The organism is Exiguobacterium sp. KKBO11, from assembly GCF_001644945.1.
Lineage (GTDB): Bacteria > Bacillota > Bacilli > Exiguobacteriales > Exiguobacteriaceae > Exiguobacterium_A > Exiguobacterium_A abrahamii.
The window spans coordinates 40,215-54,556 of sequence record NZ_LUCU01000058.1 but is presented as its reverse complement, the minus strand read 5'-3'; the positions used below and the strand labels follow the sequence as shown (position 1 = coordinate 54,556).

The following is a 14,342-nucleotide window of genomic DNA, read 5'->3' as shown; positions in this document are numbered from 1 at the left end:
CGTTCCCATGCCGAACACGGAAGTTAAGCACTTGAACGCCGAAAGTAGTTGGGGGCTTCCCCCTGTGAGGATAGGACGTTGCCAGGCACTTGACCGATCTGCAGATTGCAGGTCGGTCTTTTTGTGTTTTCTAAAAAGCCTTATCAGTTGCATTTCTTTTTTTAGATGATTACTATTAAATCAAACAATAGTCAAAGATGGTCAGAGAGGTGGTGCCAATGCAAAACATCACAGATATCATCGAAGCCTATTTAAAGCAAATTTTACACGACGAAAAGACGATTGAAATCAAACGTCAAGAAATTGCACAACGTTTTGACTGTGTTCCATCACAAATCAACTACGTCATCAATACTCGTTTTACGGTCGAAAAGGGTTATTTTGTTGAAAGTAAACGGGGTGGCGGTGGATACATTCGGATTCAAAAAATCGTTGTGCTCGATAGTCACGATCTATTAGACGAAGTCAGTTCATGGATTGGTGATCATTTGACGGAACAAGCTGCAGAAGATTATTTGATTCGTTTGATGAACGAACAATTATTGACGCGGCGGGAAGCTATTTTGATTCAATCGCTGTTGCAAAAAGAGAGTTTGCCAATGGCGGTCGAAGATCAACACCGGATGCGTGCCCACTTGATGCGGACGCTTCTTCAAACCATGAAGCGACTCTAGTCGTCGGACATTGGAGGAATGCATGATGCGTTGTCAACGATGTGGCGAACGAGAAGCAATCGTCCGTGTCAAACTTCCACAAGAATCGGAAACCGATGAGAAGTTCTTATGCTCGGTTTGTGTGCGGGAGTTAGCACGTGAATATCAAGGGACGGCGTGTCCGTCTTGTGGTATGACCCGTCAACAATTGCTTCATCTTCGTAAAGTCGGTTGCCCGACTTGTTATTCATTTTTTAAAGACGAAGTCGACGGCATGGTTCGTCAGTTCCAACACGGTCATACGCAACATTATGGCTCACGGCCTGATGAGGAATCCGTTGAAAAACGATTGAACCAGCAGCTCAGTCGATTGAAAGAACAACTTAACCGCAAAATCTTAGCAGAAGATTATGAAGAAGCAGACATCATAAAACAACAGATTGAGAGTGTCGAGGAGGATTTGCGTCATGTTTGAAGAGTTGCTCCAACACCCTTTAAGCGAATCGATGAATCAATCTTCTCCCTTTGACGACATCGTCGTTTCGACACGGATCCGGTTGGCGCGTAATACGACACGTTATCCGTTCTCAACGATGTTGTCAGAAACACAAGCGAATGCGCTCATTGAAGAGACAGAACGCCAACTAAACGGGATGAAAGGGTTCCGGTTTGGTCGCGTCGATCAAGCAGATGTCCTGACGCGAACCGCTTTAGTAGAAAAGCATCTGATCAGTCCAGCGTTAGCAAGTCATCCACGGACAGGACTCTTCATTAGTGAGGATGAGCAGATCAGTGTCATGGTAAACGAAGAGGATCATTTCCGAATTCAGACGTTATTACCGGGACTTCAACTTGAAGAAGCGTTTCGGATCGCAAAACAAGTCGATCGTTTGATCAGTGAACGATTTAAAATTGCTTTTGATGATACGCTTGGTTATTTAACGACATGTCCGAGTAACGTCGGAACAGGTCTTCGTGCTTCCGTGATGTTGCACTTACCGGGACTGGTCCTGACGAATCAGATTCAAGGCTATATCAAACACTTACGACAGCTCGGATTCGCGATTCGTGGGCGTTACGGCGAGGGAAGCGATGCCTCTGGTCGCATGTTCCAACTTTCGAACCAACGGACGCTTGGGGCAAGTGAGGATATGCTGATTACGGACTATCAATTTGCCGTCGAAGCATTAATTGAAGCAGAACAGGCAGCACGAAAAGGATTATTGGAGATGTATCAAGAAGAACTAGAGGACAGACTATATCGTTCCTACGGTATCCTGACATCAGCTCGACTGATTACAGCGCGGGAAGCAACGGAACGACTATCGGATGTTCGCTTAGCAGACAGTCTGGGACTAGAGGTCAATCTTCCTCCAAATCTTTTTCATCAACTGCTCGTTTCATTACAAACAGGTTTTCTACAAAAGCATTTCGGGAAACAATTAACATCTAGAGAACGGGACATCGAACGGGCGAAACGAATCCGGACGATGTTAACCGAACAGACAAACAGGGATCACACACAAGGAGGTTTTGCATAATGATGTTTGGACGATTCACAGAACGTGCACAACGTGTATTGGCACTTGCTCAAGAAGAGGCAGTACGGTTGGGGCACCACAATATCGGAACAGAACACATTTTACTCGGACTTGTACGTGAAGGAGACGGAATCGCTGCGAAAGCCTTAACAGCACTCGGTCTCAGTTCAGATAAAATTCAGATGGAAGTCGAAGCATTAATCGGTCGCGGACAAGATGGTGCAACGACGATTCACTATACACCACGTGCGAAAAAAGTCATTGAGTTATCAATGGATGAGGCACGTAAACTAGGTCACTCTTACGTTGGAACAGAACACCTCTTGCTCGGATTGATTCGAGAAGGAGAGGGCGTTGCTGCTCGTGTCTTGAACAACTTGGGTATCAGTCTTTCAAAAGCCCGTCAGCAAGTACTCCAGTTGCTCGGGAACAGCGAAACGACAGCAAACGCGTCGCAAGCAGGTTCAGGTGTCGCAACACCAACACTTGATGGTCTTGCTCGTGATTTGACACAACAAGCGCGCGAAACACGTCTTGATCCAGTTATCGGTCGTGCGAAAGAAATTCAACGCGTCATCGAAGTCTTGAGCCGCCGGACGAAGAATAACCCGGTCTTGATCGGGGAACCAGGGGTCGGTAAAACGGCTGTCGTCGAAGGTCTCGCTCAACAAATCATCAACAATGAAGTACCGGAGACGTTACGCAATAAACGCGTCATGGTACTCGATATGGGGACACTCGTCGCCGGTACAAAATACCGTGGTGAATTCGAGGATCGTTTGAAAAAGGTCATGGATGAGATTCGTCAAGCGGGGAACATCATTCTCTTCATTGATGAGTTGCATACATTGATCGGAGCGGGTGGAGCAGAAGGTGCGATCGATGCATCGAACATCCTTAAACCATCGCTCGCACGAGGCGAACTCCAGTGTATCGGAGCAACGACTCTTGATGAGTACCGAAAATACATCGAGAAAGATGCGGCACTCGAACGTCGTTTCCAACCGATCCAAGTCGCAGAGCCAACAACGGATGAAGCAACACAAATCCTATTTGGTCTTCGCGATCGTTATGAAGCACACCACCGTGTGACGATCACAGACGAAGCGATTCAAGAAGCCGTCACATTGTCAGATCGATACATTTCGGATCGTTTCCTTCCGGATAAAGCGATCGATTTGATTGATGAAGCGGCATCGAAAGTTCGGTTGCGTTCATACACAGCACCACCGAACTTAAAAGAAGTCGAAGCGAAACTTGAAGGCATCCGCAAGGACAAGGACGAAGCTGTCCAAAGCCAAGAGTTCGAAAAAGCAGCAAGCCTCCGTGATACGGAACAAAAATTACGCGATGAGCTTGAGCGTTTGAAAGAGGAATGGCAGAATAAACAAGGCAACGAAAAACTTGAAGTCACAAAAGATGACATCGCACAAGTCGTTGCCAACTGGACAGGTGTACCGGTCACGAAGATCGCGGAAGAAGAGACGGATCGTCTCCTTCGCCTCGAAGAAATCCTTCACGATCGTGTCATCGGTCAAAATGAAGCCGTTAAATCAATTTCAAAAGCCATCCGTCGCGCACGTGCCGGACTCAAAGATCCAAAACGTCCGATTGGTTCGTTCATCTTCCTCGGTCCTACTGGGGTTGGTAAGACAGAACTCGCCCGTGCGGTTGCCGAAGCGATGTTCGGAGATGAGGATGCGATCATCCGGATCGACATGTCAGAGTACATGGAGAAACATGCAACGAGCCGTCTCGTCGGATCACCTCCAGGATATGTCGGTTACGAAGAAGGCGGTCAATTAACGGAAAAAGTTCGCCGGAAACCATACTCAGTCATCTTACTTGATGAAATCGAGAAGGCGCACCCGGAAGTCTTCAACATTCTCTTGCAAGTACTTGATGATGGACGCTTAACAGACTCGAAAGGTCGGACGGTTGATTTCCGTAACACGATCATCGTCATGACATCGAACGTCGGTGCAAGTGCCCTTAAACGTAATAAATATGTCGGATTCGCTGTTTCTGAAGATACGGATCGCGAATACAAAGACATGAAAGATAAAGTCATGGAAGAACTCAAACGGGCGTTCCGTCCAGAGTTCTTGAACCGGATTGATGAAACGATCGTCTTCCACTCACTCGAGAAACAACACATCGAAGAGATCGTGAAGTTGATGGCGAAAACCCTTGAAAAACGTTTGGCTGAACAGGAAATTCATTTCGAATTGACACCAGCTGCCCTCTCGAAGATTGCCGATATCGGATACGATCCAGAGTACGGCGCACGTCCAATCCGTCGTGCCCTTCAACGGGAAGCGGAAGACCGGTTGTCAGAAGCATTGCTCGCAGGCGATATCCAAAAAGGAGAACGTGTTGCGCTTGATGTCGAAGAGAACGAATTCATCGTTCGCCGGAATCACGTGAGTTCTGCCGCAACGGAATAAGCACTGAGCACAGGGCCAGCTTTCGCACTTTCTGAGCGAAGCTGGTTCTTTTTTTGAAATAGAAAGGATGAATCGATTGGCTAAGTTAAAAACAAAATTCGTTTGTCAAAGCTGTGGGACCGAATCTCCGAAATGGATGGGACGTTGTTCAGGATGCGGGGAATGGAACACGATGGTCGAAGAAGTCGTCGAAGAAAAAAAAGGACGGCGCGGTGCCGCTTTCGTTCATACGACGACAAAACAATTGAAGCCAGAGCGCCTCGCGAACATCGTCTCGCAAGAAGAGAGTCGCGTCTTTACCGGAAGTGGTGAATTCGACCGTGTCCTCGGAGGCGGTATCGTTCCAGGTTCGATGGTGCTTGTTGGAGGAGATCCGGGGATCGGGAAGTCGACGATCTTACTTCAGACGAGTGCACGTCTTGCCCAACGCGGCGAAAAAGTGCTCTACATCTCAGGAGAAGAATCGCTCAAACAAACTAAATTGCGCGCAGAACGGCTTGGCTTACCGACTCAGGATTTGTTCGTCCTTAGTGAGACGGATATGAACATGATTGAACGTGTCGTCGATGAAGAACAGCCACGTTTTTTAATCATTGACTCGATTCAAACCGTCTACATTGATGAAATCCAGTCTGCACCCGGGAGTGTGACACAGGTACGTGAATGTACGGCGATGCTGATGAAAATTGCGAAGAGTCGCGGTATTGCGATCTTCATCGTCGGTCACGTCACGAAACAGGGTTCGATTGCTGGACCACGTTTACTGGAGCACATGGTGGATGCTGTCTTGTATTTCGAAGGCGAACGTCATCATACGTTCCGGATTCTGCGTGCCGTCAAAAACCGATTTGGTTCAACGAATGAGATCGGAATTTTTGAGATGCGGGAGTCTGGTCTTGAAGAGGTCTTGAATCCATCAGAAATTTTCCTCGAGGAGCGGACATCCGGTGTATCCGGTTCGACGATCGTCGCTTCCATGGAAGGTACACGGACGGTCCTTGTCGAACTGCAAGCACTGATTTCACCGACGTCATTCGGAAATCCAAGACGGATGGCGACCGGAATCGATCAAAACAAGGTAGCCTTATTGATGGCTGTGCTTGAGAAACGGTCGGGTCTTCTCCTTCAGACACAAGATGCGTACCTCAAGGCAGCCGGTGGTGTGAAGCTGGATGAACCGGCGATTGACTTGGCGGTTTGTGTGGCAATTGCTTCTAGTTTCCGTGACAAGCCGACGCGTCCGACGGATGTCGTGATTGGTGAAGTCGGATTGACAGGTGAGGTTCGCCGTGTATCGCGGATTGAACAACGTGTAGCAGAAGCAGCTAAACTCGGTTTCACGCGGGCGATCATTCCGAAAAACAACTTGGGTGGTTGGACGTATCCGGACGGAATTACGGTCGTCGGTGTCGAGAGTGTGGACGAAGCATTACGTGAAACGATTCCGTTTTAAGCTGGAATGACGCAAAAAATGGGGGAACTGTAATGGATATGTAAACAGTTTCCCCTCCTTCCGGCGTAGGTAGTTCAAATCAGTACATGTTACAATGAACTTAAAATAAGCAAAGGAGGTGAGAAGATTGAAAATCGTCATTCGGGTATTTTTTGCATTACTCGGACTTGCCCTCGGGATTTTGTTGCTTCCTCAGTTCTTCCAATTAATTGAAACGGCAACGAATACGACATTCCCTGCATGGTTGATGAGCGAATACGTAACTGGAACGATTGGTGCACTCATATTCTTATTAATTGGATTATTCATTACGGATTCGGTAATTCGACTTCTCCGATTTTTAGAAGAACGACTCGTCAAAGCCCCAGTAGCAGATCTCTTTTTTGGAACATTTGGTTTGTTGATTGGGTTGGTACTGGCCTTTCTCGTCAGTACATTGATTGATTTAGTAGGTATTCCTGTCCTCAGTAACGTCTTAACAATCTTCGTGACCGCGTTATTCGGATATCTTGGCTTTACGGTCGGATATCGTAAACGTCATGAATTGACGAAAATCTTCTTACGTAGCAACCAAAGTGAGAAAAAGGCGACGCCAGAAGTCGTTGTCCCAGTTAAATCAAACAGCAAGGTACTTGATACGAGCGTCATCATCGACGGACGAATTACGGATATCACAAAAACCGGCTTCGTCGAAGGAAAACTGATCGTCCCGCAATTCGTCATCGGTGAGTTGCAATACATTGCCGATTCTTCGGATACGTTGAAACGAAACCGTGGACGTCGTGGACTCGATGTCTTAAAAGAGTTACAAGAGATTCCTGGAGTCGAAGTCGAAATTTATGATGGCGATTTCGAGGATGTACCGGAAGTCGATATTAAACTGATCAAACTCGCGGAACTCGTCAAAGGGATCGTCGTCACGAACGACTATAACTTGAACAAAGTCTGTGAAGTCCGACATGTTCCTGTTCTTAACATCAATGATCTGGCGAATGCCGTCAAACAAGTCGTCATTCCAGGAGAAGAGATGACCGTCCTTGTCATCAAGGAAGGAAAAGAACAAAAACAGGGCATCGCCTATCTCGAAGATGGGACGATGGTCGTTGTTGAAGGAGGCAAACACCTCATTTCGAAAACGATTGGCGTTGTCGTCACGAGTGTCTTGCAGACGTCAGCTGGACGAATGATTTTTGCGAAACCACAAGAAAAATGAGACACTATGCCTAGAGAGACATCGAGAGGCATTCGGATAGACCCCGCAACGGATTCGATTTCATGATCGAGTCCGTTTTCGGTGTGATGGAATGGATCACGATGATCAGTGAGAGAGAAAAGAGGGAATGGGATGTCTACAGCCACATATCGCGTCGTCATCCCCGCTGCCGGTGCCGGTAAGCGGATGGGCGCAGATCGTAATAAATTGATGCTTGAACTAAGAGACCGTCCAATCATCGCTTGGACACTGGATGTCTTCGAGGCAGATCCGGCATGTACGGAAATCGTCCTTGCGATCAATCCACTAGAACAAGAATGGTTTACAAGTATTATCGCGTCTTATAAGACATCGATTAGACTTGTCGCGGGTGGTGCCGAACGTCAGGAAAGTGTGCTCCGTGGTCTTGAGGCGTTAGAAGGCGAAGGGATCGTTCTGATCCATGATGGTGCCCGACCGTTCATTTCACAAGCAGCGATTCATGCGGTCGTCCAAGCGGCAGTCCTAGATCAGGCGGCGATTCTTGCCGTACCGATCAAAGACACGGTCAAACGGGTTGAAGCGAACCATATCAGCGAGACCGTCCCGCGGGAACACCTGATGGCAGCGCAGACACCACAAGCGTTTGATCTTACGACGATTCGCACGGTTCACGAAAAAGCGGCAACGAAATACCTAGGAACCGATGATGCAAGTTTGATAGAATGGGACGGAGGAAAAGTAACGATCGTCCACGGTCACTACGAAAATATCAAGATGACGACACCGGACGATTTGTGGTTCGGTGAAGCGATTCTAATGAAACGAGGGAAATGACGATGATTCGAATTGGACAAGGTTTTGATGTACATGCCTTTGCAGAGGATCGGAAATTGATTTTAGGCGGCATCGAGATTCCGCACACGAAAGGATTGCTCGGTCACTCGGATGCAGACGTCTTGTTACATACGATTGCCGACGCGGCACTTGGTGCAATCGCAGCAGGGGATATCGGAAAACATTTTCCGGACACGGATCCGGAATTCAAGGATGCCGATTCAGCAAAATTGCTGCAGCATGTCTACGCGCTCGTTAAACAACAAGGGTATGAGCTTGGCAACCTAGATGCGACAGTCATCGCACAGGCACCAAAGCTTCGTCCGTACATCGACACGATGCGTGCGCGAATCGCGGAATTACTCGAAGCGGACATTGAACAGATCAATGTCAAGGCAACGACGACGGAATGGTTAGGTTTTACGGGACGAGAAGAGGGAATCGCTTGTCAAGCAGTGATTCTACTGAAACGAATCGAAGAATAAGGTATACTAGATAAGCGAATTTTAGTCGAAGGAGTGATTGGCAATGGCAGAAGTACGAGTACGTTATGCCCCAAGTCCAACAGGACACTTGCATATCGGGAATGCCCGGACTGCATTATTTAACTATCTCTTTGCGCGCCACTTAGGCGGTAAGATGGTATTACGAATCGAGGATACGGACCAAAAGCGGAACATCGCAGGTGGTGTCGAGAGTCAAATGAAGAACCTCGAGTGGCTCGGTGTCGATTGGGACGAAGGTCCAGGTCGCGGTGGCGAGTACGGTCCTTATTCACAAATGGAGCGTCTCGATATCTATCAAAAGTACACGGATGAGTTACTTGAAAAAGGACTTGCTTACCGTTGCTACATGACATCGGAAGAGCTCGAAGCAGAACGCGAAGCACAAATCGCACGCGGAGAAGCACCACGTTATTCAGGAGCGCACCGTAACCTGACAGCAGAACAAGAAGAAGCGTTCCGCGCAGAAGGTCGCACGCCGTCGATTCGAATTCGTGTACCGGAAGATGTCACGTATACATGGAATGATATCGTCAAAGATGACGTCTCGTTCGAATCAAAAGACTTCGGTGACTGGGTCATCGTCAAAAAAGATGGCATTCCGACGTACAACTTTGCCGTCGTCATCGACGATCATTTAATGGCGATCAGCCATGTTCTTCGTGGGGATGATCATATTTCGAACACACCGAAACAAATGATGATCTACGATGCGTTCGGTTGGGAATACCCGACGTTCGGTCACATGACATTGATCGTCAACGAATCACACAAGAAACTCTCGAAACGTGATCACTCGATCATTCAGTACATCGAGCAGTATAAAGAACTCGGTTATCTCCCGGAAGCATTGCTCAACTTCATCACGCTTCTCGGTTGGTCACCAGTTGGCGAACAAGAAATCTTCACGAAAGAAGAGTTCATCGAAATCTTTGACGCGGATCGTCTCTCGAAGAGTCCAGCTGTCTTTGACCAAAACAAACTAGCTTGGATCAACAGCCAGTACATGAAACATCAATCGTTCGAAGAAGTATTCGAAGCCAGTCTTCCGTTCTTACAAGAAGCAGGTCGCGTCGAAGCGTCACCTTCAGAAGAAGAGCTCGCTTGGGCACGTGATCTCGTCGCGTTATACCGCGAACAGATGACACATGGCGCGGAAATCGTCAAGCTTTCAGAGATGTTCTTTGAGGACGAAGTGGTGTATGATGAAGAGGCAAACACTGTCTTGAGTGGCGAGACGGTTCCGACTGTACTTGCAGAATTCGCGAACCAGTTACGCGCTCTCGAAGAGTGGACACCAGAAGCGATTAAAGCATCGATCAAAGCGACGCAAAAAGCGACTGGTCAAAAAGGTAAAAACTTGTTCATGCCAATTCGTGTCGCGACGACAGGACAGACGCATGGTCCAGAACTCCCGAACACGATTCAATTACTAGGAAAAGACCGTGTGCTTGCACGGCTTGAAGCAGAATAACGAAAGCGTAGACGAGGAAAGTAACGATGCGTCTTCTTCTCCAGAGACAAGCTCGAATGGTGCGAGGGCTTGAAGAAGCGAATCATGAAATGCCCCTCTGAGTGCTGCCCGAAATCCGTGAGAGTAGGCGCAGACGTATCTCCGGCGTTAACGGACGTCGAGAGGGACGAGTCAATCGTCCAAACAGAGTGGGACCGCGCTTCGTTAGCGTCTCTGTGCAGCAATGCATAGAGGCGCTTTTTCTTATGGAGAGGAGAACGTATATGACACGGATACGAGAAGATATCCGCAATGTGTTTGAGCAAGATCCAGCTGCCCGCAGCACGTTAGAAGTCATTTTGACATACCCGGGCTTACATGCGATTTGGATGCATCGTCTGGCCCATCGACTCTGGAACGCAAAGTTCCGCTTACTCGGTCGATTAATTTCGCAGTTCAGTCGCTTTTTGACAGGCATCGAGATTCATCCAGGAGCGACGATCGGACGCCGATTCTTTATTGACCACGGGATGGGTGTCGTCATTGGTGAGACGACGATCATTGGTGATGACGTCACGTTGTTTCAAGGCGTGACACTCGGCGGAACGGGGAAAGAAACAGGAAAGCGTCATCCGACGATTGAAGACGGCGTACTTGTCTCTGCCGGTGCCCGTGTCCTTGGTGATATCACGATTGGGGCATACTCAAAAATCGGTGCTAGTTCTGTCGTCTTAAAACACGTTCCTCCCAATGCGACTGTCGTCGGCATTCCGGGACGTGTCGTCATTCAAGACGGCATGAAGGTCGAAGCACCACTTGATCATCGTTTCCCGGATCCGGTCAGCGAATGCCAAGAGCGGATTGAAATGGAACTAGAAGTATTAAAACAAGAAATTGAACGGATTAAAGGAGGGCGACGTCATGATTCAACTGTACAACAGCATGACCGGAAAAAAGGAACCATTTAAACCATTAGAAGAAGGAAAGGTCAAGATGTATGTCTGTGGCCCGACGGTTTACAACTACATTCATATCGGGAACGCGCGTCCAGCAATCGTTTTCGATACGGTCCGTCGCTACTTCACATACCGCGGATACGAAGTTAAATATGTCTCGAACTTCACGGACGTCGATGATAAGATCATCCGGACAGCAAACGAACTCGGAGAAGACTATCATGCGTTGACGAAACGTTTCATCGAGGCGTATCACGCGGATACGGGCGCCTTGAATGTCCAAAAAGCGGATATCCATCCACTCGTCACGGAAACGATGGACGATATCATCGCCTTCATCGAAGTCCTCGTCGAAAAAGGCAATGCCTACGCATCGAGCGGGGATGTCTACTTCCGGACGCGTAGTTTCAAGGATTATGGTCAATTGAGCCAACAGTCGATCGATGAATTGCGTGCAGGCGCACGAATTGAAGTCGGAGAGAAAAAAGAAGATCCGCTTGATTTCGTGCTCTGGAAAGCAGCAAAACCAGGTGAGCCGGCATGGACGAGTCCATGGGGCGAAGGACGACCAGGCTGGCACATCGAGTGCTCGGCGATGGCGAAGAAATACCTCGGGGAGACGATTGATATCCATGCTGGTGGACAAGACTTGAAGTTCCCGCACCATGAGAATGAGATCGCCCAGTCGGAAGCATGCAACTCACAGAAATTCGCGAACTACTGGATGCATAACGGGTTCTTGAACATCGAAAACGAGAAGATGTCGAAGTCGCTCGGTAACTTCTTGACGGTCCATGAAGCGATCCAAGCGGTTGATCCGATGGTGTTACGTTTCTTCATGTTATCGGTTCAGTATCGTCACCCGATCAACTACAGTCGTGAACTGATCGATCAAGCAGCGAATGGTCTCGCACGGATTCGGGAATCGGTCGCAAACATCGAACACCGCCTTGAAATGACGGCCGATCTCGGAACAGGTGACGAGAAGTGGTTGAATCGTCTAGCGGCGATCAAGGAACATTTCATCACATCGATGGATGATGATTTCAATACAGCGAACGCTGTGACGGATTTATTCGATCTCTCGAAAGAAGCCAACTTGTACCTTGGAGAAGCACATGTGTCGAAACAGGTGCTCGAACAGTTCCTCGCACTCTTCTCGGAATTATCAGATGTCCTCGGTGTCACGTTGACAGTCGACAAAGGCTTACTCGATGAAGAAGTCGAACAGTTGATCGAAGAGCGGAACACAGCCCGTCAAAATCGTGACTTCGCACGAGCGGACGCAATCCGCGATCAGCTACGTGATCAAGGGATCTTGCTGGAAGACACAGCGCAAGGGATGCGGTGGAAGCGCGGATGAAGAATTACAAACAACTGAATGCACTCGCGTTAGCGTACATGGGCGATGTCGTCTATGAGATTCGTGTGCGGGAGCGATTGCTCGAACAAGGTTATGTGAAGCCGGGCGAGTTGCATAAAGCAGCTGTCCGGTACGTTCGGGCTCAAGCACAAGCGACGGTCGTGACGCACTGGTTGAACACGGATGCGCTGACGGAAGAAGAAGCAGCGGTCGTTCGGCGCGGAAAGAACGCGAAATCCGGTTCTGTTCCGAAGAGCACGGACGTCCACACGTATCGCTACGCGACAGCATTTGAAGCATTGCTCGGTTATATTTATCTTTCAGAAGGAGGGGATCGCCTTGAAGAACTCATCGGACAAGCGTTCGAACTACTCGAAGCCGAAAAAACAGACGAATCCTAAGGCTACCGGTGCGAAGCCGAAAACGAAGGCACAGCGCCCAGCACAAGAGAAACGAAAAGCCGCTCCAGTCAAGGAACAGCCCGTCGTGATCGAACCGCTCGAAGAAGGACAAGATTTCTTGTCAGGTCGTAATCCGGTCCTAGAGGCATTGCGGAGTGGACGAGAGATGAACAAGCTGTTCTTGCAGGAAGGACAACAAAAAGGACCGCTCGCCGTCATCCATGCGATGGCGCAGGAAGCGGGCATTCAAATCCAGCTCGTCCCGCGTTCGCGGTTAACCGGTTTAGCTGGAACGGAAAATCACCAAGGTGTCGTCGCAGCGGTTGCTGCGTATGAATACGCCGAGATGGAAGACATCTTCGAGCTTGCACGTCAAAAGGATGAAACACCGCTCTTGATCATGCTTGATGAGCTCGAGGATCCACATAACCTCGGATCAATCTTGCGGACAGCAGATGCTGTCGGAGCACACGGAATCATCATTCCGAAGCGTCGCTCAGTCGGGTTGACGCAAGTCGTCGCCAAGGCATCAACGGGCGCGATCGAACATATCCCGGTCGTTCGTGTGACGAACCTCGCTCGGACGATGGAGGATCTAAAGAAACAAGGTATCTGGTTCGTCGGAACGGATGCACGTGAAAGTGACGACTACCGGACACTCGATGGTACGATGCCGCTCGGAATCGTCATTGGAAGTGAAGGAAAAGGAATGAGCCGGCTCGTCCGTGAGAAATGTGACTTCCTCGTCCACCTCCCGATGGCAGGACATGTCACGTCGCTCAACGCATCGGTCGCGGCTTCGCTATTATTATATGAAGTCTACCGGACTAGAAAGCCGTATGCGCGATGAAATATGATCGCCTCATCGTAGATGGCTACAATATCATTGGCGCATGGCCAGAATTTCGGACGTTGCGGGAGCAAGACTTTGAATTAGCACGGGAACGGTTGATTCATGCGATGGCGGAGTACCAAGCCGTCACAGGGATCAGCGTTACGATCGTCTTTGATGCCTATCTGCAACCAGGGCGTGAGTCTCGGATGCTAAAAAGCGGAATCGATATCGTCTATACACGAGAAAACGAGACGGCGGACGAGTGGATTGAGAAAACCGCCGCTGACTGGCTGCAGGATATCCGGGTCAAGCTGACGGTAGCGACGAACGACTACACGGAGCAATGGGTCATCTTCACGCTTGGAGCACTCCGTATATCGGCGCAGGAACTAAGGCGTGAGTGGAAAGCAGCAGTTGCCGTCATCAAGCAACAAACGACGTCTGCGAAGACGACGGCTCAACCGCGCTCGAAGATTGATTTACCGGAAGATGTCGTCGCGCGCCTCGAAGCGATTCGTCGACGAAAGAATTCAGATACATGATATGAACCATTCGTATGAGCAATCCGCCGTTCTCCTTCATTCGAGAGCGGTGGATTTTTTTGTAGAAAAGATACATTTTGGATACAACAAAAGAGGTCATGCCAATTTTCATTGTCGTGCGACAGGTAATTATTGTATAATTAAAAACAATTGAACTATTCGTCAA

At 48.7% G+C, this 14,342-nt stretch carries 14 protein-coding genes, 1 rRNA gene and 1 other annotated feature; all 15 genes read left to right on the top strand.

Features of this window, described 5'->3' with window-relative positions:
* Positions 1 to 87: ribosomal RNA gene (gene rrf / locus AYO36_RS16080) — 5S ribosomal RNA — on the top strand; the annotation flags it as partial.
* A 131-nt stretch (positions 88 to 218) separates the two neighbouring features.
* A complete protein-coding gene (locus AYO36_RS16075; RefSeq protein WP_023466578.1) occupies positions 219 to 674 on the top strand; it encodes a CtsR family transcriptional regulator in 456 nt (151 codons plus the stop codon).
* Positions 675 to 699: 25 nt separating this feature from the next.
* Positions 700 to 1,128 carry a hypothetical protein gene (locus AYO36_RS16070; protein ID WP_064300987.1) on the top strand — a complete coding sequence of 143 codons (429 nt, stop codon included), beginning with the start codon at positions 700 to 702 and terminating at the stop codon, positions 1,126 to 1,128.
* Entirely contained in the window at positions 1,121 to 2,194 is a 1,074-nt protein-coding gene (locus AYO36_RS16065; protein ID WP_064300986.1) for a protein arginine kinase, read from the top strand. Before AYO36_RS16070 ends, AYO36_RS16065 begins: the two co-directional genes overlap by 8 nt.
* Positions 2,194 to 4,641, top strand: a complete 2,448-nt coding sequence (gene clpC / locus AYO36_RS16060; protein WP_023466588.1) for an ATP-dependent protease ATP-binding subunit ClpC — start codon at positions 2,194 to 2,196, stop codon at positions 4,639 to 4,641. Before AYO36_RS16065 ends, clpC begins: the two co-directional genes overlap by 1 nt.
* A 76-nt stretch (positions 4,642 to 4,717) precedes the next feature.
* Positions 4,718 to 6,094, top strand: a complete 1,377-nt coding sequence (gene radA, locus AYO36_RS16055) for a DNA repair protein RadA (protein WP_029343076.1) — start codon at positions 4,718 to 4,720, stop codon at positions 6,092 to 6,094.
* 127 nt (positions 6,095 to 6,221) lie between these two features.
* Positions 6,222 to 7,307 carry a PIN/TRAM domain-containing protein gene (locus AYO36_RS16050; protein ID WP_023466590.1) on the top strand — a complete coding sequence of 362 codons (1,086 nt, stop codon included), beginning with the start codon at positions 6,222 to 6,224 and terminating at the stop codon, positions 7,305 to 7,307.
* A gap of 132 nt (positions 7,308 to 7,439) precedes the next feature.
* Positions 7,440 to 8,123 carry a 2-C-methyl-D-erythritol 4-phosphate cytidylyltransferase gene (ispD, locus tag AYO36_RS16045; protein WP_064300985.1) on the top strand — a complete coding sequence of 228 codons (684 nt, stop codon included), beginning with the start codon at positions 7,440 to 7,442 and terminating at the stop codon, positions 8,121 to 8,123.
* A 2-nt stretch (positions 8,124 to 8,125) separates the two neighbouring features.
* Positions 8,126 to 8,608 carry a 2-C-methyl-D-erythritol 2,4-cyclodiphosphate synthase gene (ispF, locus tag AYO36_RS16040; protein WP_029343079.1) on the top strand — a complete coding sequence of 161 codons (483 nt, stop codon included), beginning with the start codon at positions 8,126 to 8,128 and terminating at the stop codon, positions 8,606 to 8,608.
* 43 nt (positions 8,609 to 8,651) lie between these two features.
* Positions 8,652 to 10,100: a glutamate--tRNA ligase gene (gene gltX, locus AYO36_RS16035; RefSeq protein WP_023466595.1), complete on the top strand. Its 1,449-nt coding sequence runs from the start codon at positions 8,652 to 8,654 to the stop codon at positions 10,098 to 10,100.
* Positions 10,100 to 10,318, top strand: a binding site (T-box leader). (Overlaps the previous gene by 1 nt.)
* A gap of 9 nt (positions 10,319 to 10,327) precedes the next feature.
* Positions 10,328 to 11,047: a serine O-acetyltransferase EpsC gene (gene epsC, locus AYO36_RS16030; RefSeq protein WP_255343794.1), complete on the top strand. Its 720-nt coding sequence runs from the start codon at positions 10,328 to 10,330 to the stop codon at positions 11,045 to 11,047.
* On the top strand, positions 11,001 to 12,398 hold the full coding sequence (gene cysS, locus AYO36_RS16025) for a cysteine--tRNA ligase (RefSeq protein WP_058705176.1): 1,398 nt from the start codon (positions 11,001 to 11,003) through the stop codon (positions 12,396 to 12,398). The genes epsC and cysS overlap by 47 nt, the downstream gene beginning before the upstream one ends.
* On the top strand, positions 12,395 to 12,799 hold the full coding sequence (locus AYO36_RS16020) for a Mini-ribonuclease 3 (protein WP_023466600.1): 405 nt from the start codon (positions 12,395 to 12,397) through the stop codon (positions 12,797 to 12,799). The genes cysS and AYO36_RS16020 overlap by 4 nt, the downstream gene beginning before the upstream one ends.
* A gap of 85 nt (positions 12,800 to 12,884) precedes the next feature.
* Positions 12,885 to 13,649: a 23S rRNA (guanosine(2251)-2'-O)-methyltransferase RlmB gene (gene rlmB / locus AYO36_RS16015; protein WP_035399377.1), complete on the top strand. Its 765-nt coding sequence runs from the start codon at positions 12,885 to 12,887 to the stop codon at positions 13,647 to 13,649.
* Entirely contained in the window at positions 13,646 to 14,176 is a 531-nt protein-coding gene (locus AYO36_RS16010) for an NYN domain-containing protein (protein WP_050677145.1), read from the top strand. Before rlmB ends, AYO36_RS16010 begins: the two co-directional genes overlap by 4 nt.
* Positions 14,177 to 14,342 lie beyond the last annotated feature (166 nt).